23 protein-coding genes are annotated in these 25,311 nt (G+C 69.9%); 9 read left to right on the forward strand and 14 right to left on the reverse strand.

From position 1 onward, the window contains the following. Positions 1-833, reverse strand: an 833-nt coding sequence (locus ACWCOV_RS34075; protein WP_449833472.1) for a DUF5937 family protein, incomplete at its 3' end; no start/stop codon positions are given. 103 nt (positions 834-936) lie between these two features. Here ACWCOV_RS34075 and ACWCOV_RS34080 point away from each other — a divergent pair. Further along, on the forward strand, positions 937-2,088 hold the full coding sequence (locus ACWCOV_RS34080; RefSeq protein ID WP_449833473.1) for an MFS transporter: 1,152 nt from the start codon (positions 937-939) through the stop codon (positions 2,086-2,088). Positions 2,089-2,280: 192 nt separating this feature from the next. Here the strand turns inward: ACWCOV_RS34080 and ACWCOV_RS34085 are convergent, their stop codons facing one another. Then, positions 2,281-3,285 (reverse strand): LacI family DNA-binding transcriptional regulator, encoded by a 1,005-nt coding sequence (locus ACWCOV_RS34085; protein WP_449833474.1) that lies wholly within the window; start codon positions 3,283-3,285, stop codon positions 2,281-2,283. A 10-nt stretch (positions 3,286-3,295) separates the two neighbouring features. After that, positions 3,296-4,996: a glycoside hydrolase family 36 protein gene (locus ACWCOV_RS34090; protein WP_449833475.1), complete on the reverse strand. Its 1,701-nt coding sequence runs from the start codon at positions 4,994-4,996 to the stop codon at positions 3,296-3,298. 102 nt (positions 4,997-5,098) lie between these two features. Here ACWCOV_RS34090 and ACWCOV_RS34095 point away from each other — a divergent pair, with 102 nt between their 5' ends. The 4 genes from ACWCOV_RS34095 to ACWCOV_RS34110 are packed head-to-tail and all read left to right on the forward strand — an operon-like array spanning position 5,099 to position 9,513. After that, positions 5,099-6,337: a hypothetical protein gene (locus ACWCOV_RS34095; RefSeq protein WP_449833476.1), complete on the forward strand. Its 1,239-nt coding sequence runs from the start codon at positions 5,099-5,101 to the stop codon at positions 6,335-6,337. Then, a complete protein-coding gene (locus ACWCOV_RS34100; protein WP_449833477.1) occupies positions 6,334-7,581 on the forward strand; it encodes an extracellular solute-binding protein in 1,248 nt (415 codons plus the stop codon). The genes ACWCOV_RS34095 and ACWCOV_RS34100 overlap by 4 nt, the downstream gene beginning before the upstream one ends. A 7-nt stretch (positions 7,582-7,588) precedes the next feature. Next, positions 7,589-8,635, forward strand: coding sequence for a carbohydrate ABC transporter permease (locus ACWCOV_RS34105; RefSeq protein WP_449833478.1), 1,047 nt, complete (start codon positions 7,589-7,591; stop codon positions 8,633-8,635). Further along, positions 8,632-9,513: a carbohydrate ABC transporter permease gene (locus ACWCOV_RS34110; RefSeq protein ID WP_449833479.1), complete on the forward strand. Its 882-nt coding sequence runs from the start codon at positions 8,632-8,634 to the stop codon at positions 9,511-9,513. The genes ACWCOV_RS34105 and ACWCOV_RS34110 overlap by 4 nt, the downstream gene beginning before the upstream one ends. A 20-nt stretch (positions 9,514-9,533) precedes the next feature. On the opposite strand, the gene ACWCOV_RS34115 is transcribed toward ACWCOV_RS34110, so the two are convergent. The 7 genes from ACWCOV_RS34115 to ACWCOV_RS34145 form a co-directional block, all read right to left on the reverse strand. Continuing rightward, complete coding sequence (locus ACWCOV_RS34115; RefSeq protein WP_449833480.1) at positions 9,534-9,944, reverse strand: STAS domain-containing protein; 411 nt, start codon at positions 9,942-9,944, stop codon at positions 9,534-9,536. A 101-nt stretch (positions 9,945-10,045) separates the two neighbouring features. Then, a complete protein-coding gene (locus ACWCOV_RS34120) occupies positions 10,046-10,744 on the reverse strand; it encodes an endonuclease/exonuclease/phosphatase family protein (RefSeq protein ID WP_449833481.1) in 699 nt (232 codons plus the stop codon). Next, the gene (locus tag ACWCOV_RS34125) at positions 10,741-11,877 is read right to left on the reverse strand and encodes an ROK family glucokinase (protein WP_449833482.1); all 1,137 of its coding nucleotides are present in this window, start codon (positions 11,875-11,877) and stop codon (positions 10,741-10,743) included. Before ACWCOV_RS34125 ends, ACWCOV_RS34120 begins: the two co-directional genes overlap by 4 nt. 61 nt (positions 11,878-11,938) lie before the next feature. Beyond that, positions 11,939-12,898, reverse strand: coding sequence for an ROK family glucokinase (locus tag ACWCOV_RS34130; protein ID WP_449833483.1), 960 nt, complete (start codon positions 12,896-12,898; stop codon positions 11,939-11,941). Further along, positions 12,889-13,272 carry a hypothetical protein gene (locus ACWCOV_RS34135; protein ID WP_449833484.1) on the reverse strand — a complete coding sequence of 128 codons (384 nt, stop codon included), beginning with the start codon at positions 13,270-13,272 and terminating at the stop codon, positions 12,889-12,891. Before ACWCOV_RS34135 ends, ACWCOV_RS34130 begins: the two co-directional genes overlap by 10 nt. Continuing rightward, on the reverse strand, positions 13,269-14,585 hold the full coding sequence (locus ACWCOV_RS34140) for an ArsA family ATPase (protein ID WP_449833485.1): 1,317 nt from the start codon (positions 14,583-14,585) through the stop codon (positions 13,269-13,271). Before ACWCOV_RS34140 ends, ACWCOV_RS34135 begins: the two co-directional genes overlap by 4 nt. 4 nt (positions 14,586-14,589) lie before the next feature. Beyond that, positions 14,590-15,480, reverse strand: coding sequence for an SRPBCC family protein (locus tag ACWCOV_RS34145; protein ID WP_449833486.1), 891 nt, complete (start codon positions 15,478-15,480; stop codon positions 14,590-14,592). Positions 15,481-15,590: 110 nt separating this feature from the next. Here ACWCOV_RS34145 and ACWCOV_RS34150 point away from each other — a divergent pair, with 110 nt between their 5' ends. After that, a complete protein-coding gene (locus ACWCOV_RS34150) occupies positions 15,591-17,378 on the forward strand; it encodes an AMP-dependent synthetase/ligase (RefSeq protein WP_449833487.1) in 1,788 nt (595 codons plus the stop codon). Between the two features lie 28 nt (positions 17,379-17,406). Here the strand turns inward: ACWCOV_RS34150 and ACWCOV_RS34155 are convergent, their stop codons facing one another. Both ACWCOV_RS34155 and ACWCOV_RS34160 read right to left on the reverse strand, forming a co-directional pair. Next, on the reverse strand, positions 17,407-18,024 hold the full coding sequence (locus ACWCOV_RS34155; RefSeq protein ID WP_449833488.1) for a LuxR C-terminal-related transcriptional regulator: 618 nt from the start codon (positions 18,022-18,024) through the stop codon (positions 17,407-17,409). A gap of 17 nt (positions 18,025-18,041) precedes the next feature. Next, the gene (locus ACWCOV_RS34160; RefSeq protein ID WP_449833489.1) at positions 18,042-19,736 is read right to left on the reverse strand and encodes a histidine kinase; all 1,695 of its coding nucleotides are present in this window, start codon (positions 19,734-19,736) and stop codon (positions 18,042-18,044) included. A 136-nt stretch (positions 19,737-19,872) separates the two neighbouring features. On the opposite strand from ACWCOV_RS34160, the gene ACWCOV_RS34165 reads away from it, so the two are divergent. After that, a complete protein-coding gene (locus ACWCOV_RS34165) occupies positions 19,873-20,790 on the forward strand; it encodes a hypothetical protein (RefSeq protein ID WP_449833490.1) in 918 nt (305 codons plus the stop codon). Here ACWCOV_RS34165 and ACWCOV_RS34170 read toward each other — a convergent pair. Further along, positions 20,759-21,907 (reverse strand): alpha/beta fold hydrolase, encoded by a 1,149-nt coding sequence (locus ACWCOV_RS34170; RefSeq protein WP_449833491.1) that lies wholly within the window; start codon positions 21,905-21,907, stop codon positions 20,759-20,761. The two genes, ACWCOV_RS34165 and ACWCOV_RS34170, sit on opposite strands and share 32 nt — an antisense overlap. 186 nt (positions 21,908-22,093) lie before the next feature. Between ACWCOV_RS34170 and ACWCOV_RS34175 the strand changes: the two genes are divergently transcribed. Both ACWCOV_RS34175 and ACWCOV_RS34180 read left to right on the forward strand, forming a co-directional pair. Beyond that, positions 22,094-23,515: an FAD-dependent oxidoreductase gene (locus ACWCOV_RS34175; protein WP_449833492.1), complete on the forward strand. Its 1,422-nt coding sequence runs from the start codon at positions 22,094-22,096 to the stop codon at positions 23,513-23,515. Further along, on the forward strand, positions 23,512-24,489 hold the full coding sequence (locus tag ACWCOV_RS34180) for an NAD(P)H-dependent flavin oxidoreductase (RefSeq protein WP_449833493.1): 978 nt from the start codon (positions 23,512-23,514) through the stop codon (positions 24,487-24,489). Before ACWCOV_RS34175 ends, ACWCOV_RS34180 begins: the two co-directional genes overlap by 4 nt. On the opposite strand, the gene ACWCOV_RS34185 is transcribed toward ACWCOV_RS34180, so the two are convergent. After that, positions 24,479-25,222, reverse strand: a complete 744-nt coding sequence (locus ACWCOV_RS34185; protein WP_449833494.1) for a phytanoyl-CoA dioxygenase family protein — start codon at positions 25,220-25,222, stop codon at positions 24,479-24,481. The genes ACWCOV_RS34180 and ACWCOV_RS34185 overlap by 11 nt on opposite strands. Positions 25,223-25,311 lie beyond the last annotated feature (89 nt).

Genomic DNA, 25,311 nt, shown 5'->3' on the forward strand with positions numbered 1-25,311 from the left:
TGCTCGGACAGCGCACTGGTCGTTGCGGGCGGGTCGAGCGCGACCAGGAGGGTTGCGCGGGTGCGGCCGAGCAGACGGGCCAGTGGATCAGGGGGAGCGGGGGCGTCTGACCACAGGCGGGCCGCTCCGCGGGCCGGGTAGACCACAGTGGGCTGGTAGCTCGGGTCGACGACCATGACGAGGTGCGGCCAGGCGAAGACGCCGGGGACGAGCAGGATGCCCTGTCCGGTGAGCTCGTGGTCCGGTTCGCGGTACCGGGTGGCGATCAGGCGGTCGTCCTCCCAGACGAGCGTCGGGTGCAGGTCGTCGAAGAGGGCGGCCAGTCCGCCGTCGGTGAACTGCTGGCCGCGATACGCGATGTCGTCGTCCAGCACGCGGCTGATGAGCTGCCAGTCCGGCCGGACCAGTGCTTCCCAGGCGCTCTCGATCTCGTCCGCGAGGCGTTCCCGAGCGCCGGGCAGGTCCTCGAGCATCCGGTCGATCTCGGGTGCGCCGGGGTTGCCGAGCTCGTCCCGGGAGCGGGTCAGCTCGGATCGGACGCGGTCGAGCGGTGTGCTCCGGACCCGTGCGATCTCCGTCGCGAACCTGGCTCGCGAGGCCTTGGGCGGCGGCGTGAGGAAGTCCGGTGTGAACCCGACGCGGGGCTGGACTGCCTTCAATCCACGCAGCTCGAGTCCGGCCGCCGCCTCAGCCTTCGCGGCCACCCACGGGGCGTACAACCCGCGCTGCCGCACGCCGTGCAGCACCCGGACCGCCGACATCGTCTCCCACAACGGCGAAGCCCCGAACCGGCACCGCAACGCATCCCCCTGCGTGAACCGCAGAACGGTCATCCGTCACAACTTTCGGCCACAACCAAAACTCTACGCCGCTAAGGCCGACACCGGTCACCCTCGAGCTGTGAGGTCCTACCGCGCAGTTCTAGCCATCTGGGGTATGCGCACGATCTTTGTCGCCCACACCATCTCGATGGTCGGGACGATCGCCGCCCAGGTCGCCCTGTCCATCCTGGTCTTCGAGCGGACCGGCTCCCCACTGCTCTCTGCCTTGGTCCTCGTCTGCTCCTTTCTGCCCTATGCCTTGGGCGGGATCGTGCTCTCGTCCATCGCCGACCGCTTCCCCGCCCGCCGCGTCCTGGTGGGTTGCGACCTGCTCAGCGCCCTCTGCATCGGCCTCATGCTGATCCCCGGCCTACCGGTAGGCGCCCTCCTCGGTCTCCTCCTGCTGACCGGCGTCATCGCGCCGATCTTCGCCGGTGCCCGCGCGGCCAGCCTCGCGCACCTGCTGCCGGCGGACCTCTTCCCGATCGGCCGATCGTTGCTCCGGGCAATCAGCCAGGTGACTGTCCTCACCGGCTTCGCCCTTGGCGCAATCGCCGTGGCTGCGATCGGCCCCACCTGGCTCCTCGCCCTTGACGCAGTCACCTTCGGAGCATCCGCGATCCTCATCGGCGTAGGCACGCCGTACACCCCACGCGGCGAGCGGAAGCGCAACACAGTCAGTGACTCGTTGGCCGGCCTGCGCTACATCTTCAGCACCAAGCGCCTGCGCACCCTCATCCTGCTGACCTGGGTCGCGCCCGCCTTCTCCTCCGTCCCCGACGGCCTCGCGGTCGCGTACGCCGCGCAGACCGGCGCCGCCGCGTCAGCCGCCGGCGCACTCTTCACCGGGTACGCCGCCGGCACCGTCCTCGGCGAACTCGTCGTCGCGCGCTGCACCCCTGCCACGCGACGACGGCTCGTCGTCCCACTCGTGATCGCCAGTCAGGTCCCCGCGATCGCGTTCCTGCTAACGCCTTCCATCCCGCTGGCCGCCGTACTGCTGGCCGTCTCCGGCGCCGGCTACGCCTTCAACCAGGCCATCGACCCGATGATCCTCGCGACCGTGGAACCGTCGTACCGCGGCCGCCTGTTCACCGTCCAGACCAGCGGCCTGATGGCCGTCCAGGGCCTGAGCATCGCCCTCGGCGGCCTGGTCGGCACCTTCCTGAAGCCCAACCTGACCATCACCGTCTCAGGAGTCGTCGGTACGACGATCACCCTGCTGATCGCCCGTCAGGCGCTCACCACGGAACGACTGCGCCGTTGACCGAGTTGACCTTGATGCCGTCCTGGCGCAGGGTGCTCGCGTAGAGCAGGGTCAACGCGTTGAGCGCAGCCTTCGGGGTCCGACAACAGCACGACTGAGCCCAACCCGCTGGACATGTTGGCGATCCGCGCGTTCGGGTGTGGCCGGTCGGTAGTCGCTCGCCGTGGATCGCCCGCTTCCTCGATACCGCGCTCAAGCGCTCGAGCGAACGACCAGGGGAGCGGTGACGAGGCAGCCCGGGTGATCCGGGTCGCCGTTGATCTCGCGCAGCGCCCGGTCGAACAGGGCGGTGGCGATGTCGCGGAGCGGGATCCGCGCGGTGGTCAGCGGGGTGTCGAGCATGCTCGCGAAGGGGAAGTCGTTGAACCCGGTGACCGCGACATCCTGGCCCACCGTGATCCCGCGCCGCTGCAACGCGCGCATCGCGACCACGGCGTACGCGTCGTTGTCCGCCACGAACACGTCCGGCGGATCCGTCTCTCCGACGTACGACGCCACCGCCTCGAGCGACCCGAACGACTCCACGACCGTCTCCGGGAACTCCCGCAGGAACCCGTCCTGCCGTTGATGCACCCACGGCAACGCGCTGTCGGTCGCCAGGTACACGGCTCGCGTCCGACCGGTCGACTGCAGGTGCCGGGCGATCCCGGCCATCGACGTCTCGTTGTCGACGTCGACCCAGCACTGCCGGTGCTGGTGCCCGGTGCGCCCGAACGCGACGAACGGGAACGGCCGCTGGCTGAGGTACGCGATCCGGTCGTCGTGCGGCATCGTCTCGAGCACGACGATCGCGTCGACCTGCCGGGCCGCGATCAGCTTCTCGTAGAGGGCGATCTCGGTCGCCCCCTCGGTCGGGGTGGTGACGTGGACGCCGTACCCGGAGACCGCGGCGGACTTCACCAGGCCGCCGAGCAGCCCGTGCAGGAAGCCGCCCAGGCCTGGGTTCTGGTCGCTGAACGCGTCGTCCTCGAGGTAGAGCGGAAGCCCGATCACCTGGCTGCGGCCGGACGAGAGCGCCCGCGCGGCGTGGTTCGGCGTGTACCCGAGCTCCTTGATCGCGGCCCGCACCGTCTGCACGGTCGGCGGGCTGACCCGATGCGGCGCGTTGAGCACGTTCGAGACCGTCATCGCCGAGACCCCGGCCAGCCGGGCGACGTCCGCGACCGTCGTCCGTCGTGGCTTCTGCTGCTGCGTCAATCCAGCCCCCTCAGTTCCGCACGATCCGCGCCAGTCCGGCCACGGGTACGTCGATCGCCCACAACTCCGGCGGTGTCGTCGTCTCCCGATGCAGCTCCACGCCCGTGCAGTCCGACACTACGAGGTCGACCGGTCCAGGACCGGCTCCTTCGACCAGAATGCGCGTTTCGCTGCCCCCGTTCACCACCACGACGGTCCGGTCGGACTCACTCAAACGCACGACAGGGTTGGCGAAAACGGCCACGACGGTCGACCCGCCGACCGCCCGCACCTGCGTGTACCGGGCATCCGGCCGCATCGGAGTCAGTACGCCGCCCAGCAGCACGTCGGCGTGATCGCTCAGGAACCCGAGCCAGAACCGCACGACCCGCTGATGGTCCACCGGCAGCGCATCGAGCTCCATCGACACTTGCGGGGTACTGAACATCGCGCCGATGAACTGCTGGGCGACCGTCTCCGGAGCGGCGGACGGGTGCCACATCAGCATGTCCGAGTGCACCGCCCGATCGCCGGCGAGCAGTCGCGCGTCGACCGTGCGGACCCGGTTCTCGACGGGGTCCATCGCGCAGTCGCCCGCCCGCAGAAACGTTCCGAACCGCCACAGCCGCGGATGGACGTAGTCCTGCCGGAACTCGATCAGCACGTCACGCCGCAGCCGCCGGAGCTCGTCGGTGATCGCCTGCAGAATCGACTCGACGCCCTCGTCCAGTCCCGGGAGCTGCCAGGACGCCCACGTGTCGAGGAAGTCGAGCTTCAACCCGTCCACACCCCAGTCGCGCACCGGCCGCACACAGGACTCGACGATGTGGTCGCGTACTTCGGGCAGCCGTGGGTCCAGCACCGACGCCTCGAGGTGCTCGAGATGGCCGAGCGTGCTGTCCGCCAGGCGCTCCCAGGCCTTCGAGTGGCGACCGATCAACGGTGGCGCGATCCACAGGACGTACCGCAGCCCGAGGTCGCGCACCCGCCGTACGTGCTCGGTCATGTCGTGGAACGTCGGCTCCCAGTCGCCGCAGTAGGCGTAGCCGCGGCGAGTGTCGTCGGTCTGCCACCCGTCGTCGACGATCACGGCTTTGCAGCCGTACGACGCTCCGGAGCGAGCGTGCCGTTCGACGGACTCGGCGGAGACGTGCTGGTGGTCGCTGTACCAGGTCGAGTACATCGCCTGCCGGGCCAGCTCGGGGACCGGCGCGATCCGGTCGCCCAGCTCGCGCGTCCAGTCGTCGGTCACACCCCGCAGTGCCTCGGCGAAGTGCAGTCCGCGCAGGTCGATCCGCACGGTGAACCGGTGCAGGCCGTCGGTCGGCTCGACGTCGTCGACCGCCAGCTGGATCAGCTGCTCGGCGCTCTCCTCGTTGACGCCGATCGCGAAGTCGCAGCCGCGGACCGTCGCCGACAGGGAGACGGTCAGCAGGCTCCGGTCCTGCGCGTCGACGAGAGCCGCGACCGGCGCCGACCGGACCGACCGGATGTCGCGGTGCGAACCCCAGTCGGTCGGCAGCTCGCGATGTGACGACTGCGTCGCCCGCCACAGGGTCACGGCGGACTCGGCGGGCCAGGTCCAGAGCAGCTGCGCGGTGCCGTCGGCGACCACGTCGTACCGCAGCACGCCGGGCTCGGCGGCCGGCAGCTCGGTGATCGAGTGGGCGCCGCCGACCGAACCGGTGCGGTGCGTGCGGCCGTCGGGGGAGCGGATCTCGAAAGTCGTCACGAGCTGGACTATAGCGGTAAAACCCGATGCCAAGAAGGTATTGACGGAATTCCCGGGCGCTCCTAGTTTTAGCGCTAATATCCGATTCCCCGAGGAGTGGCCGTGCTGGCTGTCAGCTCCGACAACCCGATCGTCGAGGACGCCTTCGGCTGGGCCCGCAAGCGCGCGCTCGACTGGGTCCAGACCGGCGCCGCGCCAGGCAACCTGCCGTCGTACTGGGCCGGCTACCCGTCCCGGCCGCTGTTCTACGCCCGCGACGTCTGCCACCAGGCGGCCGGCGCGCACCTGCTCGGCCTGGACGCCGAGAACTTCGCGATGTTCCGGCACTTCGCCCGGTCGGCGACACCGGCCCGGAAGTGGTTCCCGCTGTGGGCGTTCCACTTCGACGGCCGGATCGCCGAGATCGACTACCACCACGACGAACACTTCGTCCGGGAGATCCCCGCGGTGTTCGACCTGACCTACCGGGCGCTGGAACAGTACGACTGGACCGGCGACCGCCAGTGGCTCGACGACCCCGACCTGGCCGCGTACTACCGGCACTCGATCGGCGAATTCATCGAGGCCCACGACGCCGACGGCGACGGCGTCCCGGAGGCGTCGGGCACCGGCGACATCTTCGTCGGCACCGCCACCTACAACGAGCAGGACGCGCCACTCGTCGTCGCCGGCGACGGCCTCGCGCTGCAGTACGCCGTACTCCGCAAACTCGGCCTGGACGAGCGGGCCGAGCGGATCCAGGCGACGTTCCTGAACGACTGGTGGAACGGGGAGTGGTTCGCGCGCGGCCGGACGAAGGCCGGGCTCGACTTCGGGTGGGGGCTGGAGTCGCACTGGATCGCCGCGATGACCGGGCTGAGCGGGACCGGTGACCGGAACGAGCGATTCCTCGACTACCTGGAAGCCCAGCTCGAGCAGCGGCCGCCGCAGAACATCGAGGCGTTCAGCTACCTGCCCGAGGTGTTCTTCCGGCACCGCCGGGACGAGAGCGCCTGGCGCTGGATCCGGCACCTGATCGACAGCCGCGACGACTACCCGGAGATCTCCTTCACCGTCGTCCAGCACCTGGTGGCCGGCCTGCTCGGCCTGGTGCCGGACGCGGCGTCGGCCTCCCTGACCATCGACTCCCACCTGCCCGCCGGCATCGGCCGGCTGACCGCCGACCACGTCCGGGTCGGCGGGTGGGACCTCCGCATCAGCCAGCAAGGCCGGCACACCACCGAGATCACCGTGCACAGCGGACCGGGGCCGCTCACGGTCACCGTCGGCCAAGCGGCACCTCACATCCTCGAACCCGGTCGGACCGCCCGGGTCAGCACTCAGAGCAAGGACCTTTCATGAAGCTTTCCCACCGCCTGATCCCGGCGACCGTCGCCGTACTGCTGGCCGCCGGTTGCGCCACCAGCAACCCGCCTGCTTCCAGCGACTCCGGCGACTCCGCAGACATCAGCTTCTCGTTCTGGGGGACGAACTCCGAGGCCGCCTCGCTGAAGGCGATCGCGGCCGCGTTCGAGAAGGCCAACCCCGGCACCAAGGTGACGACCAACTGGATCCAGGCCGACTACGAGCAGAAGCTGCAGACCTCGATCGCGGCCGGCACCCAGTCGACCGTGATGGAGATCAGCAACACCAGCCTGGCCGGGTTCGCGCCCAGCTTCGCCGAGCAGCAGGTGGACGCCGGCAAGTTCGTCCAGCCGAACATCTCGGAGTCGCTGAAGTACGACGGCAAGTACTACGCGATGCCGTTCACCGCGAAGCCGAAGGTGATGGCGATCAACGTGGACGCGTTCAAGGCGGCGGGTATTCCGTTGCCGAGCGCAACCACGCCGCTGACCCTGGAGGAGTACCGCGACATCGCGGCCAAGCTGTCCCACGGCGAGGGCAAGAGCCGGGTCTACGGCGCGAGCAACTTGTGGTTCAAGGGCTGGCTGACCGCGGCCGGCGGCGGGTTCTACAACGCCGACGCGACCGCCTGCACGTTCGGCGACGCGCAGGGTGTGAAGACCGCGCAGTACGTCGTCGACATGCAGAAGGACCGGTACGCGCCGAGCTCGCTCGACGTCCAGGGGCAGGACCAGGCGCAGTGGTTCGCGGCTGGCCGGCTCGGCACCTTCAGCGACTTCGGGCCGTGGACGGTCGCGGACTTCGCCAAGATCAGCAAGCCGAACTGGACGCTGGTCCCGGTTCCGGGCAAGGGATTCCCGATGGAGGTCGGCGGGCTGGCGATCTCGAAGACCGCGAGCGGCAAGCAGTTGGAGACCGCGAGGAAATTCGTCGAGTTCGCCAGCTCGAACCCGGACGCGCAAAACCAGTTGATCCAGGGCAACACCGCGCTCGGCGTGCCGATCATCGCCGAGTCGACCGGCACGCTGGAGAAGGTGCTGCCGGCCGAGCGGAACCTGGCCGCGTTCACCACAGCGATGAAGACCGGGCTGGTCAGCCCGTCGGTGCCGCGGGAGGCGCAGATCGCCGGCGACGCCGACAAGGGCATCACCAGCTACACGCCGCTGGGCAGCGGCAAGGACGACGTCGCCAAGATCCTGCCCGGGCTCAACGACAAGTGCACCGCCGCACTGAAGCAGTGAGCAGCCGATGAACCCGACCATCGGCTGGATCCGGAGCCTCGCGGAGTCCTGGGGCGTCCCCGCCGTACTCGTGCCGCTGGTCCCGTTCCTGCTCCTGCTGATCGTCCTGTACGCCGTCATCGGACTGGCGGCGTACGGGGCGAGGCGGAAGTGGCCGCGGGCCGACAAGACGATCGCGTTCTGGCTGTTCGTGTCACCCTGGCTGATCGGCTTCGCGCTGTTCACGGTCGGCCCGATGCTGTCGTCGGTCTACGTCAGCCTGACGTCCTGGGACCTGATCACGCCGCCGCGGTTCGTCGGTCTCGCCAACTACAGCGAGGCGTTCCAGGACCCGCGGGTCGCACAGGCCCTGAAGGTGACGCTGCTCTACGCCCTGATCAGCGTGCCGCTGCAGACCGCGCTGGCCTTCCTGGTGGCATTGCTGCTGAATGCGGACCTGCCCGGGATGCGGTTCTTCCGGACCATCTGGTACCTGCCGAGCCTGGTGTCCGGCGTGGCCCAGATGGTGCTGTTCCTGTGGGTGTTCAACCCGCAGTACGGCCTGGCGAACGACGTGCTGGGCAAGGTCGGCATCGAAGGACCCGGGTGGTTCAACGACGCGTCCTGGGCGCTGCCGACAGTGATCCTGATGAGCCTGTGGACGGTCGGCGGGGCGATGGTGATCTACCTGGCCGGGCTGAAGGACGTGCCGGCCAACCTGTACGAAGCGGCCGCCCTCGACGGCGCCGGTCCGCTGCGGCTGTTCTGGCACGTGACACTGCCGCAGCTGTCGCCGATCATCCTGTTCAACGCGCTGACCGGGATTATCGGATCGCTGCAGATCTTCACCCAGGGCTTCATCGCGAACGGCGGCCCGAAGGACTCGCTGCTGTTCTTCGTCTACTACCTCTACGACAACGCGTTCCAGAACTTCCGGATGGGCTACGCGTCCGCGCTGGCCTGGATCCTGTTCGTCATCATCCTGGCGCTGACCGCGGTGACGCTGCGGGGAAGCGCGTTCGCCGTGTACTACGAGACCGAGCTGTCGGTCCGCCGCAGGAGGAAGAACCGATGACCGCGCTGGCAGAGCCCCGTCCGGCGGTGGCGTTCCGCACCGACCGGCCGTTCTGGCGCCGGAACGTCTCGCTCACGATCGTGCTGTACGTCGCCCTGGTCCTCGGCTCGGTGGCGTTCGTCTACCCGTTCCTGTGGATGATCGCGACCTCCTTGCGATCGCTCGCCGGGGTGGGCAGCTCGGGCGCGAGCGTGGTGCCCGAGGAGTACCTGTGGGACAACTACACCCGCGCGGTGACCTCGTTCCCGTTCTGGCGGTACGCGCTCAACTCGGTGCTGACCACATTCATCCCGATCGTCGGGACGGTGTTCTCCTGCGCGCTGGCCGGGTTCGCGTTCGCGCGGCTGCGGGTGCGCTTCTCCGGGGTGGTGTTCGCGGTCGTGCTGGCGACCATGCTGCTGCCGGGGGAGGTGACGATGGTGCCGCAGTTCATGCTGTTCAACAACCTCGGCATGATCGACACGCTGTACCCGCTGATCCTGCCGGCGTTCTTCGGGTCGCCGTTCTACATCTTCCTGTTCCGGCAGTTCTTCCTGCGGATGCCGGGCGAGCTGGCCGACGCGGCGGTGGTGGACGGGTGCGGCTGGTTCAAGATGTTCCTGCTGGTCTACCTGCCGCTGGCCCGGCCGGCCGTCGTCGCGGTGTCGATCCTGCTGTTCATGGGCTACTGGAACAACTTCCTCGGGCCGGCGATCTACATCAACTCCGACGAGTGGAAGACGCTGCCGCTCGCGCTGGCCGGCTTCCAGTCCGTCAACGGCACCGACACCCCGTTGCTGATGGCAACCTCCGTGCTGATCACGCTGCCGTGCCTGCTGGTGTTCTTCGTCGCCCAGAAGCAGATCACCAACGGGATCACCTTCAGCGGCGGGAAGTAGCAGCCGATCGGCTGATCCGCCTAACCGAGTGGGCGGTACGACGGCAGCGCCTCGGCCAGCGTGGGGTAGTGGGTCGGCGTGATCGTCCGCAGCAGGTCCGCGAGCCACTTCGCGGCGCCCGACGTACGCAGCCACCCACCATGCTCCACGGCCAGGTCGTGAGCAATCGACAGTACGTCGATGCCCGCCGGCTCCATCACCGTGACGCGGCGCAGGTCCACGACCAGCTTCGGCAACTTGGTGGTGATCACGTGCCGCAACTCGTACTCGAACGCCGGCGCCGTCACCAGGTCGACCTGCCCGGCCACCCGAACCACCGCACAGCCACCGACAGCACTCCACCCACAGACGAACGGCCCACTGATCTCAGCCGGCCGCCGCGCGGCCCCGACCACGCGGGGTTTTCGCGCATGCCTCTCCACAGAACTCACGTCATCTCCTCGATCCGGCACGGCGACCAGACCCAGCAGATCGCCTCACACCACCGAAGTACCCACCACTAATCCCCGGCTCCAAGGCCAGGTCTGCTGGGTCAGGTGGTGAGCTCGATCAGCATCGGGAGGTGGTCGGAGGCTGCGGCCAGGTCTTCCCGGGTGGCCGGGGTCGGGAGGATGCGGCCGGACAGGTCGGGCGACAGGTGGGCGCCGTCGATGCGTTTGTGCGGGTTGGTGGAGCTGAAGGTGGGGCCGGCGTCGGCGCCGAGGTCGGTGAGGCCCTCTTCGGCGAGGCGTTTCCAGACCGGGCCGTCGGGTTCCTCGTTGAGGTCACCGACCAGGAGGTACGGCGTGCCGAAGGAACGGCAACCGCGCAGCACCTGCTCGAGCTCGTGCTCGCGGCCGCGGATGTGCAGGCCGAGATGGCAGACGATCAGCGCCAGCTCAGCGGTCCCGAGGATCACGCGGCCGCCGACCGCGCCGCCGGGGAGCTGAGTCGCGAGCAGCCGGAGCCGGCGGCGGACGAACGGGCGCCAGATCCGCCAGTGCAGCGGCTCGGCCAGTTCGGTGCCGTCGGCAACCAGGATCGCGTTGCGCGCGGACGCGACGACGTACGTCATCCCGAAGCTCGCCGCCATCGCCCGCCGCTTGCGTCGCGTGCCCCACCAGGTCGGCGCCTCCTGGACGAGCATCACGTCCGGCGCGCACGCCTTCACCACCCGAGCCAGCGCTTCCCGGTCGTCACCCCACCGATGCACGTTGTACGACAGCACGCGCAGGGCCGGACCGGACGTCATGCCTCGTGGTCGCCATTCAGGTCGGCGTGGTGCATCGGGTCGGGCGCCGTACGCATGCCGGTACGGCGGCTTGCCGACTTGCGGGCTGCCCGTTCGAGACGAGTGGTGCGGTTGCGGGCCGCCGCGGTCTTCGCGGTGACCGCGTTCGTCTTGACCCGGACGCGACGCAACCAGGTCGCCTCCTCGCGGGCCAGGTCAGCCGCGCCGACCATGCCGGCCTCCGGGCCGAGGACAGCGCGCACGATCCGCGCCTCCGGCCGGAACCCGCGACCGGTCAGGGTCCGCTTGAACGCCTCCCGGGCCGGCGCGAGCAACAGCTCACCGGCGTCCGAGACGCCACCGCCGATCACGAACGTGCCCGGATCCAGCGCCGCGGCCAGATTGGCCAGGCCGATCCCGAGCCAGCGGCCGACGTCCTCGAGCAGCTCGACCGCGACCGGGTCGCCGTCCTTGGCCAGCTCGGTCACCATCGGCCCGTTGATCTTGCGCGGATCGCCTTCGGCCCGGCGCAGCAGGTTGTGCGCGACCGGCGAACCGGACAGCGCCAGCTCCCGCGCCTCCCGGGTCAGCGCGTTGCCCGAGGCGTACTGCTCCCAGCAGCCGCGGTTGCCGCACTCGCAGCGGTGCCCGCCCGGCACGACCTGCATGTGCCCGAACTCACCCGCGATGCCGAACTTCCCGCGCTGCAGCGACCCGTCGTTGAGGATCGCGCCGCCGATGCCGGTGCCGAGCGTCACGCAGACCAGGTGGCTCTCGCCCTGGCCGCCGCCGAACCGCCACTCCGACCAGGCCGCGGCGTTCGCGTCGTTCTCGACCACGACCGGCAGCCCGAGCCGGCGCTCGACCGCGTCCCGCAGCGGCTCGTGCCGCCAGGCCAGGTGCGGGGCGAACAGCACCGACGACCGGGTCCCGTCGACGAACCCGGCGGCGCCGATGCCGACCGCGATCACGTCGTGCCGGGACTCCAGGTCGCGGACGATCTCCGCGATCGCGTCCTCGGTCTCCTTCGGGTCCTTCGTCGGCGTGTCCCGGCGCAACCGGTCCAGGATGTTGCCCTCCGGGTCGACCACCCCGGCGGCCACCTTGGTGCCGCCGATGTCGATCCCGATCGTCAAAGCCTGCGTCAGAGCCACCGCACGACCCTCCTCGCCGTACCCCCGGCCCCCGCCGGTCTACATCCAGTATCCACGGTCGTCAGGTCGCCGGGATCGGACGGCGGGCGAGGTCGGCGGCGCCGATCAGGCCGGCGTCGTTGCCGAGCTCGGCCAGGCCGAAGGTCGGGTGCGGCCGGTTGGACTTGGCCGGCAGGTGCTTCTCGAACGCGACCTGGGCCGACTTCAGCAGCAGGTCCTTGGCCGCGCTCACCCCGCCGCCGATCACGACAACGCTCGGGTCGAACAGCGTCACGATGCTCGCCAGGCCCTCGCCCAGCCAGCGGCCGAGGTCGTCCAGCAGCTCGACCGCGCACGGGTCGCCCGCAGCGGCCGCCTCGGTGATCATCGGCCCGGTCAGCTCGGCCGGATCGGAGATCCCGCACACGCTCAGCATCTGCGCGGCCGCGAGCGAACCCGACTCCGCCTGGGCCCGGCCTTCCCGCACCAGCGCCCGGCCCGACGCGTACTGCTCCCAGCACCCGCGCGCACCGCACCCACACCGATGCCCGCCCGGTACGACGCGCATGTGCCCGAGCTCGGCCGCGACCCCGTGGGCCCCGCGCAGCAGCTCGCCGTCGGTCACGACGGCGCCGCCGATCCCGGTGCCGACGGTGATGCAGACCATGTGATCGACGTCCTTGGCCGCGCCGAAGGCGAACTCGCCCCAGGCCGCCGCGTTCGCGTCGTTCTCGACCACGACCGGGATCCTCAGTTTCTCCGCGACCCGGGCGCCGAGCGGCTCGTCCCGCCAGGCGAGGTTCGGCGCGAACAGCACCGTCGACCGGTCCGCCGAGACGAACCCGGCGGCGCCGATGCCGACCGCCTCGACGTCGTTCCCGGCCATCAGTTCGGCGGCTGCGTCGCAGATCGCGGCGGCGGTCTCGTCGACCGAGCTGGCCGGCGTGTCGCGCTGCGTCCGCGCGCCGATCGCGCCGTCGTCACCGACGACGCCGGCTGCGATCTTGGTCCCGCCGACGTCGATGCCGATGGTCAATCCCATGGTTCGGGGTCCTCACTCACGTCGATCCGGTCCACCCGGGACCGGCTCGGCTCCTCGTCCTGCTGTGAGGATCGCGACGCTGCGTCCTCCCGCGCCTGCCGGGCAGCCTCGGCGGCTGCCTCGAGCAACGATCGCACCGACCCGAGCACGTGCGCGGCAGCCGTCGACAGCTGCTCGATGGTCTCCGGGCTGGTGTTGCGCACCTTGTGGATCAGCTGGCAGACCGGGCACCACTGACAGTCCGGCCCGAGCTTGTGCTCATGTGGCTCGTCCACTGGTGCTTCCGCCGTGCCCTTCGTGTCGGCCGCGTTCTGCAGTACGGCGAACAACTTGGCGGCCTCCTCGGCGACGGAACCGATTGGCTCCTTGCTCACCGGCCCTCCCCGATCGCGGCTTCACGCTCACGGCGCTGGGCGTGGTACTCGGCGGTCAGCCCTTGCGCCAGCTCCTGTGCAGATTCCAATGGCCCGGCCCCACTCGGTACGTCGGTAGTCACCGGGCGAGCCAGCTCACGCGGCGCGAACCGCACTTGCAGCCGGCCGTCGTCCAACCGAGCACCCGCGACCACACCACGCGCCAGCGCGGCCGGCAGCGGCAGCACACGCCGGTACGACCCGACCGTGATGATCAGCTCGTCGCCGTGCCGCGCCAGCTCCAGCTCACTCGCCGATGCCAGGGGCAACGGCATCGTCAGCGTGTACGTGCGGCCGTCGGTGTCGATGTGCCGGTCCACCCACAGCGAGGTCTCGTCCGTCGCCCGGGCGAACGGGTCGTCCCCGCCGTACATCTCGACGGCGAACGCCGCCAGCTCCTCCACACCCACCGGCTCACAGACCCGGTACGGCGACTCCCAGATCGGCAGCGGCCGGAACGAGTCGGCGACCTCTTCGAGGATCCCGCGCTGTGCCGCGACCCACTGCCGGCGCCAGCTGTCCGCACCGGCGGCCGGGAACACCCGGTTCGCGACCACGCCGTCCACGCGGTAGCCGTACAGCGACAGCCGGGTCAGCGAGCGCCGCGCCTCGGCCACGACCACGGCCTCCGGTGTCAGCACCAGCCGCACGGACGCGTCCGGCCCGGCCAGCAACGTCTTGATGTCCGACAGGTCGCTCTGCAGCCGCCGCAACGCGTCGAAGACGGTGTCGTCCGGCATCGGCAACGCCGACCCGCGGCTGAGGAACGGCCGGAAGGTCCGCATCACCTTGCGCTCGGCGTTGAAGATGCGGTCCATGTACCAGTTCAGCGCCTCGGGCAACGCGAGCAGCCGCAGCGTCTCCGCCGTCGGAGCGCAGTCGACCACGATCACGTCCCAGCGGCCGGACCGGACGTGGTCGCGCACCTCGAGCAGCGCGAGCACTTCCTCGGCGCCGGGCAGCACGGTCAGCTCCTCGGCCTCGATCGGGTCCACCCCGACCATGTGCAGCACCGAGCGCAGGTACGACTGGATGTCACCCCAGGACCGCTCGAACCGGCGCTGCGCGTCGATCTGCTGAACGAACAGCAGGTCGTCGATCTCGGTCGGCTCACCGCCGACCTCGGAGTCGAACGCGTCCGACAGCGAGTGCGCGGCATCGGTCGACAGCACCAGCGTGCGCAGCCCGCGCAACGCGGCGAGCGTGGCCGTGCCGGCGGCGGAGGTCGTCTTCCCGACGCCGCCCTTACCTGTGTACAGCAGAACCCGAGTCACTGGATCAGGACTCGACGCGCTTCTTCAGGCCCTTGAGGGCCGTGTCGATGATGACCTTCTCCGCCTTCCGCTTGAGCATCCCGATCATCGGGATCGCCACGTCCACGGCCAGCCGGTAGGTCACTTCGGTCCCCTCCGCACCCAGGTCGCGCAACACGTAGGCGCCGTCCATGCCCTTCACCATCTTGGCCCGCACCAGCGTCCAGGTCACCTCGTTGCGGGACCAGGTGTAGTCCAGCGTGTACTCGTCCGAGATCGCCCCGGCGTCCACCTTGAACCGCACCTGCTTCGGCCGGCCCGCCTCGTCGGTCGACAGCACCTCGGTCTCCCGCATCGAGTCGGCCCACTCCGGGTACGCCGCGAAGTCCGCGATCACCGTCATGATCTCTTTCGGAGTCGCGTTCACGACGATGGTCGAGGTGGTCTGTTCCGCCATCGATTCACCTCTTAGCTGCCGGGACTGGTGGAGCGGGGTCGCCTGCGGGTCGGTTCCCTCCCCGGAGACTATCGCGGGATCGGACCCGGTACGGCGCTCGCCCGCGGCGCGGCCCGCCTCGACTTCGTCCTTGAACCGCCACAGCCGCTCCCGGTACTGCGCGACGTACCGCTCCCGCAGCTTGTTCAGGGCCCGGCCGCGGACCGGCTCGGCGGGGTCGACGCGCAGGTACCAGTGCACCACCACCCCGTCGCGGACCCGTTCCAGCCACCACTCCGCCGTACCGGTCGCGGCGCCGGTCACGGACCAGCGGACACCCTCCAGGCCGCGCCGCTCGGACGGCGTCAGGGTCAGGTCCGGCCACCACTCGCGCCAGAGGGTGTCCGAACCGAGCCGTTCGGCGACGTAGGCTGGATCAGCAACGACCAGGTCGTCGCAACTGATGTCGAGCATGGGCATTGCCGAGGGACACCTGTTCCTTGAGTCACATGAACCTGGCTACTTCTGGGTAGGTGACTGTAGCGTGCGCCGGAAGTCGACAATTCGTGACCGACTAGGAGACGACGCGGATGCGTGAGTACACCGTTCCTGCTGTGACCGAGCCACCCACGGGGAGCCTGAGCGACCCGGTCTGGGCGAACGCGTCCTCTCATCCTGACACCGCGGTGTTCAGCCGCCGGGCCGCAGGCGGCTGGCTGGACGTGTCCGCGGCCGAGTTCGCGCGGCAGGTGACCGAGGTCGCGAAGGGCCTGATCGCGGCCGGCGTGAAGCACGGCGACCGGGTCGCCCTGCTCAGCGCGACCCGGTACGAGTGGACCCTGGTCGACTACGCGCTCTGGAGCATCGGCGCGGTCACGGTGCCGATCTTCGAGACCTCGTCGGCATCGCAGATCCAGTGGATCCTGACCGACTCCGAGGCGGTCGCCGCGGTGGTCGAGACCGCCGCGCACGGCGCCGTGGTGGAGTCCGCCCGCGCCGACGCGCCCGCGCTGCAGGAGATCTGGCAGCTCGAGGCCGGTGCGGTCGAGGAGCTGACCGTGCTCGGCCAGCAGGTCTCCGACGCCGAGTTCGACAAGCGCCGGACGGCGGTCGAGCCGGGCGACCTGGCGACACTGATCTACACCTCCGGGACGACGGGCCGGCCGAAGGGCTGCAAGATCAGCCACGCGAACTTCCTGGACGAGCTCAACCCCGCGGTGCAGGTGCTGGACGACCTGTTCGACGCGAACGGCGCAAGCACGCTGCTGTTCCTGCCGCTGGCGCACGTGTTCGCCCGGATCATCCAGGTCGGCTGCGTGATGATGCGGGTCAAGCTCGGCCACAGCGCGGACGTGAAGAACCTGGTCGACGACCTCGGCGGGTTCAAGCCGACCTTCATCCTGAGCGTGCCGCGGGTGTTCGAGAAGGTGTTCAACTCGGCCAGCCAGAAGGCGCATGCCGAGGGCAAGGGCAAGATCTTCGACGCCGCCGCGGACACCGCGATCGCGTACTCGCAGGCGCAGGACAAGGGCGGCGCCTCGTTCGGGCTGAAGGCCAAGCACGCGCTGTTCGACCGGCTGGTCTACGGCAAGCTGCGGGCCGTCCTCGGCGGCCAGGTCCAGTACGCCGTCTCCGGCGGCGCGCCGCTCGGTGACCGGCTCGGCCACTTCTTCCGCGGCATCGGCGTGCCGGTGCTGGAGGGCTACGGCCTGACCGAGACCACCGCCGCGGTGGCGGTGAACCTGCCCGACGACATCCGCATCGGCACCGTGGGCCGGCCGCTTCCTGGTGTGACGGTCGGCGTCGCGGAGGACGGCGAGCTGTGCTTCAAGGGTGGCCAGGTGATGCTGGGCTACTGGAAGAACGACGACGCGACCGCGGCCGCGATCGACGCCGACGGCTGGTTCCACACCGGCGACCTCGGCGAGTTCGACGTCGACGGGTTCATCAAGATCACCGGGCGGAAGAAGGAGATCCTGGTCACCGCCGGCGGCAAGAACGTGGCGCCGGCCGTGCTCGAGGACCGGATCCGCCTGCACCCGCTGGTCAGCCAGTGCATGGTGGTCGGCGACGGCAAGCCGTTCATCGCCGCCCTGGTCACCATCGACCCGGAGACGATCGTCCCGTGGGCCACCGAGCGCGGCAAGCCCACCGACGTCGCGTCGCTGGTGGACGACGAGGACCTGATCGCCGAGGTCCAGAAGGCCGTCGACGACGCCAACGGCGCGGTGTCCAAGGCGGAGGCGATCAAGAAGTTCACCATCCTCCCGAACGACTGGACGCAGGAGACCGACGAGCTCTCCCTCAAGCTCTCCCTCCGCCGCCACATCGTCATGCGCAACCACGCCGCCGACGTGGAAGCCCTGTACGCCAAGTAGTTCCGGCGCGGTGGTGTGCTGATCGAGCTCACCGCCTGAGGAACAGCAGCACCGCGAGGACGCGGCGGGACTCGGCGCCGGTGGCGGGGATGCCGAGTTTGGTGAAGATGCTGGAGACGTACTTCTCGACTGCTCGGACGGTGATGACCAGGTGGTCGGCGATGCCCTGGTTGGAGTTGCCGGTGGCCATCAGGGCGAGGACCTCGCGTTCGCGGGGCGTGAGTTGGTCCAGGGGATCGTCGGTACGGCGTCGGGACAGCAGCGTGGACACGATCTCCGGGTCGATCGCCGAGCCGCCGGCCGCCACTCGCCGTACCTGGGCCAGGAAGTCGGGGACGTCGCTGATCCGGTCCTTGAGCAGGTAGCCGACGCCTTCCGCGGAGTCGGCGAGGAGCTGCATTGCCAGCCCTGGTTCGACGTACTGCGACAGCACGAGTACGGCGACCTCGGGATGCCTGGACCGGATGTCCACGGCGGCGCGGAGGCCTTCGTCGGTGTGGGTCGGCGGCAGCCGAATGTCGACGATCACCACATCAGGCAAGTGCACACGCAGTACGGCGCGCAGCTCGTCAGCGTCCCCGCAGCGGGCGATCACGTCGAATCCGGCGTCGCCGAGGAGCCGGGCCAGTCCTTCCCGCAGCAGCACGCTGTCCTCGGCGATCGCTACCCGGACGGCAGCTCCGCCCGCAGCCGGGTGCCTCGACCACGCGGGGTCCAGATCCGCAGCCGGCCACCGAGGGACTCGACCCGGTCGGCGAGACCGCGCAGCCCACTGCCGCGTTCGGTGTCCGCCCCACCGATGCCGTCGTCAACGACCTCGACCACGAGAAGGCCGGCGGCCAGGTGCACGTCCACGCTCGCGGTCCGCGCCTGGGCGTGCTTGCCGATGTTGGTCAGGCTCTCGCTGACCACGTAGTACGCGGCGACCTCGACGGCCTCCGGCAGCCGCTCGTCCAGCTCCACCTTCAGCTCGACCGGCACCGGCGCCCGGGCGGCCAACGACTCCAAGGCGACCGCCAGTCCATGCGCGGTCAGTACGGCGGGATACAGGCCGCGAGCGACGTCGCGCAGTTCGTCGAGCGACACCGCGATCTCCTTGCGCGCCTCGCTCAGCAACGCCTTCGCGGCCGGATCCGATCCGAGCCGCGTTTCGAGTACGCCGAGATCGAGCGAGAGCGAGACGAGTCGCTGCTGGGCGCCGTCGTGCAGGTTGCGCTCCAGCCGCCGCCGTTCCTGCTGGCCGGCCTCGAGCACCCGGGCCCGGGAGCCGCGGAGCTCGTCGACATTCGCCCGCAACTCGGCCTGCAGCCGACCGGTCTCGATCGCGATCGCCGCCGCCGCGCTGACTGCATCGAGCAGCTCGCGTTCCTCGTTGAGAGCCGGGTGATGCAGCAATGCCGCGACCCGCGCTCCGTCTCGCTCGATCAGCGTCACCCGGGCCGGATCGGCCGGCAGGTCGACAGGTCGGCCGTCCTGATCCGCCCAACTGCCGAACTGCGGTAGCCAATAGGCCAGGTCCACCGACGGATCCCGCAAGGCCTGCGCCAGTGGGCCGCGCAGGTCGAGTGGATCGGCGCGCAACGCGAGTACCAGGTCGCCGACCGCCGTACGCGCGAGCCGGGCCTGCAGCAGAAGGCCGACGTACGCGATCGGCGCGAGACCGATCAAGGCCAGGCTGACATCCCGGACCGCCGGGAACGCCGGCCCTTCGAAGACACCGACGACGAGCAGGACGGCGATCATCAGCAACCCGAGCACGAACGCGTCGACGAGCAACGCCAGCGACCGGCGCAGCGGTCGGCCCTCCGCGCGACGTCGTGCGATGAGCAACCCGACCCCGGTGAGCGCGACGCCGCTGATCACGAGCAACTCGACCGCATGCAGCGGACCGGCCACCTCGGGTACGTCGGCAACCGTCAGCAGATGCCCGCCGCCGGGCCCACCGAGCAGCATCACCAACAGCTGGACGCCGAGCGCGAAGACGTACCCGATCCCGACCAGCACCCGCTCGTACCCGTGCCGCAGCCGGCCCGCCGGAAACGCCAGGCTGACGTGGACGACGAGCACCAGCGGCACGAGGTCGAGAGCCTGACCGATCGTGTGGGGGAGTGCCGCGGTCGACCAGATCAGCGCACTCGCCAACACACCGAACCCGGTCATGATCATCAGCGGCCCGAACCGGTTGGCCGGCCGGCGGACCCAGGCGATCAGCCCGCTTCCGGCGTACGACGTCGCGATCCAGAGGATCAGGAGCGCGTGCAGCGGATCGGTCCCACCGGCCGCGGCGAGCGCGATCACAGCACCGATCGCGACCAGCAGAGCGGCCGTCGTCAGCACCAGCACGGGTCTCGTCGGCATCGGATTCCCCCTCGTTCAAGCTACGCCCGGCGCCGGGTGATGACCAGAAACCCGAACCCCCGATCGGCCAGCCGGCCGCCTTACCGCCCGGCTCCCGCGCTGCCAGCGTGGAAGGAGACCGGAGGGGGTTGGAGCAATGAAGACGCGGATCATCCAGGACGAGCCGGCGAAGGCTGAGGTCACCACGAGCCTGGTCGAGGCGGTACGCCGTACCGGGAGGTTCACTCCGGTCGCGTCGTACCAGTGGTTCGGTTACGTCTGCGCGGCGCTGCTCGTGCTCAGCGGACTGGTCCACGTGGTCGTCTTCCTCGTCGACGGCGGGCCGTGGGAGGGGCCGGTGTCGTGGCGGAAGCCGATCGTGTTCGGGCTGTCGTTCGGCATCACGCTGGCGACGATCACCTGGCTGATGAGCTTCCTGCGGTCCGGCCGGGCCGGCGGCTGGATCGTCGTCGGGATCTTTGCGCTGGCGTCGCTGGGCGAGGTGTTCCTGGTCTCGATGCAGACCTGGCGCGGGGTGGCGTCGCACTTCAACGAGACGACGGCGTTCGACGGGTCGGTGTTCTCCTTCATGGGGATGCTGGTCGCGATCCTGGTGCTGGTGACGGTCTACGTGACTGTGCGGTCGTTCGTCCGGATGGACGCGCCGCCCTCGCTCGCCTGGGCGATCCGGCTCGGGCTGCTGCTGATGCTGGTCAGCCAGGGCGTCGGCGCGCAGATGATCGCCGAGGGCGGCAACACCTTCGGTACGGCGGGCGCCCTCAAGGTGCCGCATGCCGTCACCCTGCACGCCGTCCAGGTCCTGCCGGCGTTGGCGATCCTGCTGCTGGTCTCCAGGTCGACCGAGCGCCGCCGCGTCCGCATCGTCGTCCTCGGTGCGGTCGCGTACGCCGTACTGATCGCCTCGACGATGGTCCAGACGTACGACGGCCGCGGTCCGCTCGACCTCAGTCCGCTGACGACCGTGCTGGCGCTGACCGGCCTGATCCTGCTCGCCGGCGTCGGCGTGGTGGCGCTGAACGGCCTCAGGTCGTCAGGAAGCGGTTCACCTCGTTGACCAGGATCGGCCACGCGGGTTCGTGCTCGGTGATGATGTGGTTGCCGCTGTCCAGGAAGACCAGGCGGCTGCCCGGGATGAGCTTGGCCAGTTCGCGGGCCTGCGACTCGGGCACCCGGATGTCGTCTCGGGAGTGGACGATCAGCGTCGGGCAGCGGACCCGCGGTGCGACGGCCGAGACGTCGATGTGTGCGAAGGCGTCGAGGAACCGGACGACGTTCTCCACCGAGGTCGTGGCTCGCTGGAGCTCGTTGAACGCATCCCATGTCTCCCGGGGCGCGTCTGGCAGGAACTGGCTGGCGAACACCTGCCGGAACGCGGCGTCGCCGCGCCGCCAGCTCACCTGGCCCAGCGTGAGGTCCAAGGACGCCTCCTGGCGCTCCTCCTCGGTTCGCGCCCGGGCCAGCCGGCCGCGGCAGTAGGCGCCGATCAGGACGAGCCTGCTGACCCGGTCGGGGTGGCGTTCGGCGTACTTGATCGCCACCGCGCCGCCTTGGGAGACGCCGAGCAGCGGGAACTGGTCGACGCCTGCTGAGTCGGCGACCAGTTCGAGATCCTCGACCCAGGCGTCGAGGCCGAACTCGGTCACGTCCCAGTCCGACAGCCCGCAGCCGCGTTCGTCGTACCTGATCAGGCGATGGGCGCCGGCGAGCCACTGGATCCAGTGCCGCCAGATGATGCTGCTCCACTCGTGGTCGAGGTGGGTCAGCCAGTTCGCGGCCTTGACCAGCGGCGGGCCGGCGCCGCAGATCGCGTACGCGAGCCGGACGCCGTCGGGGGAGTCGCAGTAGCGGATCTCCTGGGTCTGGCACTCGGCCGGCAGCGCCGGTTCGCCGATCACCTCGACCGGGGCGACGAAGCGGTAGCCGACCCCGTGCACGGTGGCGATCACCTCCTGCCGGTGCCCGTCGTCGCCCACCGCGCGGCGGGCGTCCTTGAGCCGGCTGGTCAGCGCGGAGTCGCTGATGAAGCGGTTGCCCCAGACCGCGTCGAGAAGCTCGATTTTCGGGACCACGCGGTCCCGGTTCTCGATCAGGTGGACCAGGACGCCGAAGACCTGGCGCTCCACGCGCACCGGGTCGCCGTCCCGCCGGAGCTCGAACCCGGGGGGATCCATCTCACAGCCGTGGAAGCGGTACATCCGCAGGCCCCCTCTTGTCGAGAGTGTGCCACTCTCCAGCCCTTCTCGGGACGGTCTGCAGAACTTCTTCATGACTCGGCCGCGCCCCGGCTGCCACCGTGATCCGACGGGTTCGCGGCCAGGGGGTTGGCCGGCCCGCACTCATTCCGAGGGGGAATCAGCATGTACGACGACCGACTGGGCCACGCCGTGGTGATCGGCGGGAGCATGGCCGGCATCCTGACCGCACGCGTCCTGAGCGACCGCTTCGACCAGGTCACCGTCATCGAGCGGGACCAGCTGCCGGACGGGCCGGACGTCCGCAAGGGAGTCCCGCAGGCGCGTCACCTGCACGCGTTCTGGGCCGGCGGGATGGAGGTCGTCGAGCGGTTGCTGCCCGGTGTGGAGCGGGAGCTGCTGGCGGCGGGCGCCGTACCGATCAATCTGCCGACGGACATGGCGTGGCTGACGCCGGCCAGCCGGTGGACCCAGCCGTTCCCGGCCACGCAGCGCGTGGTCTCGGCGACCCGTTCGCTGCTCGAGTGGACCGTGCGCAGCCACGTCGAGAAGGTCGGCAACATCAGCTTCTACACCGACCACGAAGTCACCGCGCTCAGGCTCGGGGAGACCGGCGACGTGGTGGGGCTGACGCTGCGCGGCCGGCACACGGGTACGGCGGCCGACCTGCCGGCCGACCTGGTCGTCGACGCGAGTGGGCGCGGGTCGAAGCTGCCGGAGTGGCTCGGGGAACTCGGGTTCGACGCTCCGGAGGAGAGCATGGTCGACTCGTTCCTCGGCTACGCGACGCGGCTGCTGGAGATCCCGGACGGGTTCAGCGCCCGCTGGAAGGCCGTCTACCTCCAGAACTCGCCACCTGTCCAGCCACGCGGCGGCATCATGTTCCCGATCGAGGGGAACCGCTGGGTGCTGACGCTGATCGGCGGCGGCCGGGACTACCCGCCGACCGACGAGGACGGGTTCCGGGAGTTCGCGCGCACGCTGCGGAGTCCGCTGCTGTCGGACCTGCTCGAGGTCGCCGAGCCGGTCTCGCCGATCTGGGGCTACCGCCGGACGAACAACCGGTGGCGGCACTACGAGAAGCTCTCGATGCCGGGCCGGCTGCTCGTGATCGGAGACAGTCTGTGTGCCTTCAATCCGGCGTACGGCCAAGGTATGACGGTCGCCGCGAAGGAGGTCGAGGTGCTGGCGGGCATCATGGCCGACTGCCGATCCAGTGCCGACCTACCGCGTGCGCTGAAGGGAGCCCAACGGTCGATCGCCGGCCGGGCCAAGGGCCCCTGGATGCTCGCCACCGGTTCGGACCTGCGCTACCCGACGACTGTCGGAGCCCGCCAGACCCCGGTCGACAAACTCGTCAACAAGTACCTCGACCGCGTGATCGCCGCCGTCTCCGACGACCCGGTGGTCAGCGCCGCCTTCCTGCGCGTCCTCAACATGTACGACGACCCTCAGGCCCTGTTCTCGCCCCGTCTCATGCCCCGCGTCCTCCGCCGTCCCCGCCGGTCCGCCCCCGTCTCGAACGACTTCACCGTCGCCGAGCCGGCCGCAGAGTTGGCCCCTGAGTACGCCACTGAGCGCCGATGAACGACCTGTGTTCGCTCCTCGGGATCGAGGTGCCGATCGTCCTGGCGCCGTTCGGTCCCTGGGAGGAGGTCGACCTCGCCGCCGCGGTGTGCAACGCGGGCGGTCTGGGCAGCCTCGGCACCGCCCTGCGGAGTCCGGACGAGCTTCGGCAGCAGTGGCGCCGGCTGCGCGAACTGACCGACCGCCCGTTTGCCGTCAACCACACCGGGCGGCCGTTGAACCAGGAGGCGTTCGACGCCACGCTCGAGGCCCGGCCGGCCGCGATCTCCTTCCACATGGGGATTCCGGCCGAGCTGATCGCCCGGGCGCACGACCACGGGATCCGCTGGATCCAGACGGTCGGCGACGTCGACGCGGCGGAGATCGCGCTGGCCGCCGGTGCCGACGTACTCGTTGCCCAGGGAACCGAAGCCGGTGGGAACGCCGGCTGGGTGTCGACGCTCGTGCTGGTCCCCGCCGTTGTCGATCTCGCCGGTACGACGCCGGTCATGGCAGCCGGCGGGATCGCGGACGGGCGCGGGATGGCCGCCGCCCTCGCGCTCGGAGCCCACGGTGTCAGCCTGGGCACGCGGTTCCTCGCCACCACCGAGATGACGATCGACCAGGCCTGGAAGGACCGGATCGTCGCGGCGCACGCCCGCGACGCGGTCAAGGTCGAGCACTCCGAGCGGGCACTGCCGCCGTTCAACCTCCCACAGGTCGGCACGCCGTTCGCACCACGTGTCCTCCGCACCCCACTCACCGACCAACTCGAACAAGCCCCGGACAGCGTGGATCCCCAGGAGCTGGCCACTCGCGTACGGCGCGAAGTCCTCGCCGGCGGCGGACACGACCTCCTACCCTTCACCGGCCAGTCCACCGAACTAATCCACGACATCATCCCCGCCGCCGAAGTCGTCTCCCGCCTGCTCGCCGACTGCACCTCGGCCCTGCAGCACGCCGGCACACTCCTACCGGGTCGCGTCAGCCTCTGAGCTCGAGCAGCGGATCGGTCACCGCTTCACGCCAGCGGGCCCGGTGGCCGCTGGTGTGCAGGCGGTAGTAGATGGTCTCGCGGCGCTCGTCACCCTCCGCGCCGGAGTGGCCGCCCATGTTGTGGCCCAGGAGGTAGTGCGCGAACAGGACGCTGCCGGCCGGGCCGGACACCTGGACGGGAGAGCCGAGCTCGATCTTGGGGTAGGGCCCGTCGTTCATCTCGTCGACCCGGGTCAGGGCGTCGGCGCCCCGCTCGGCGAGGTAGGCGCCGAGTCCGCGGTGCGACCCGGGCCAGACGTAGAGGTTGCCGCGGTCAAGCTGTTCGTGATCGGTGAGCCAGAGCCCGGCCAGCATCGTGAACGTCCCTGGCACGCCGTCGGCCGCCATCGGCGTCAGACCGTCCACATGCGGCCCGCCCGGTCGATGTGGCCATGGTGGGATCGTCGTCGCAACCTGCGCGAAGTCCGGCTCCTCGATCACCAGGTCCGGCCGGACCAACTGCCCCGCGAGTTCGGCGATCCCGGCCTCCCGGTAGAGATCGAGTAGCGCGGGTGCATCATCCAGCCGGGGCCACAGGAAGTGCACACCGACATCGGTGGGTGGCTCCTGGTCGAGCATCGCCGCGACTGTACGGCGGCCGGCTGCCAGTTGGGCGTTGGTCAGTACTTCGGGCACGACGACATACCCCTGGTCCCGGAACTGCTGCCGCTGCTCGTCGGTGATCTGCCGCATCCGGTCAGTGCACCAACCGGGTGCGCGTCGGGCAACTGAATTTCGGATCATAGGTCGGATGTTTCCGGGCATCCGTCTCGCTGCTGATC

This window comes from Kribbella sp. NPDC002412 (assembly GCF_053592935.1).

Coding starts and splice junctions, on each gene's coding strand:
- ACWCOV_RS34080 (WP_449833473.1), top strand. CDS start 937: ATGCGCACGATCTTTGTCGCCCACACCATCTCGATGGTCGGGACGATC.
- ACWCOV_RS34100 (WP_449833477.1), top strand. CDS start 6,334: ATGAAGCTTTCCCACCGCCTGATCCCGGCGACCGTCGCCGTACTGCTG.
- ACWCOV_RS34105 (WP_449833478.1), top strand. CDS start 7,589: ATGAACCCGACCATCGGCTGGATCCGGAGCCTCGCGGAGTCCTGGGGC.
- ACWCOV_RS34110 (WP_449833479.1), top strand. CDS start 8,632: ATGACCGCGCTGGCAGAGCCCCGTCCGGCGGTGGCGTTCCGCACCGAC.
- ACWCOV_RS34120 (WP_449833481.1), bottom strand. CDS start 10,744: ATGACGTCCGGTCCGGCCCTGCGCGTGCTGTCGTACAACGTGCATCGG.
- ACWCOV_RS34130 (WP_449833483.1), bottom strand. CDS start 12,898: ATGGGATTGACCATCGGCATCGACGTCGGCGGGACCAAGATCGCAGCC.
- ACWCOV_RS34145 (WP_449833486.1), bottom strand. CDS start 15,480: ATGCCCATGCTCGACATCAGTTGCGACGACCTGGTCGTTGCTGATCCA.
- ACWCOV_RS34150 (WP_449833487.1), top strand. CDS start 15,591: ATGCGTGAGTACACCGTTCCTGCTGTGACCGAGCCACCCACGGGGAGC.
- ACWCOV_RS34160 (WP_449833489.1), bottom strand. CDS start 19,736: ATGCCGACGAGACCCGTGCTGGTGCTGACGACGGCCGCTCTGCTGGTC.
- ACWCOV_RS34165 (WP_449833490.1), top strand. CDS start 19,873: ATGAAGACGCGGATCATCCAGGACGAGCCGGCGAAGGCTGAGGTCACC.
- ACWCOV_RS34170 (WP_449833491.1), bottom strand. CDS start 21,907: ATGGATCCCCCCGGGTTCGAGCTCCGGCGGGACGGCGACCCGGTGCGC.
- ACWCOV_RS34175 (WP_449833492.1), top strand. CDS start 22,094: ATGTACGACGACCGACTGGGCCACGCCGTGGTGATCGGCGGGAGCATG.
- ACWCOV_RS34180 (WP_449833493.1), top strand. CDS start 23,512: ATGAACGACCTGTGTTCGCTCCTCGGGATCGAGGTGCCGATCGTCCTG.
- ACWCOV_RS34185 (WP_449833494.1), bottom strand. CDS start 25,222: ATGCGGCAGATCACCGACGAGCAGCGGCAGCAGTTCCGGGACCAGGGG.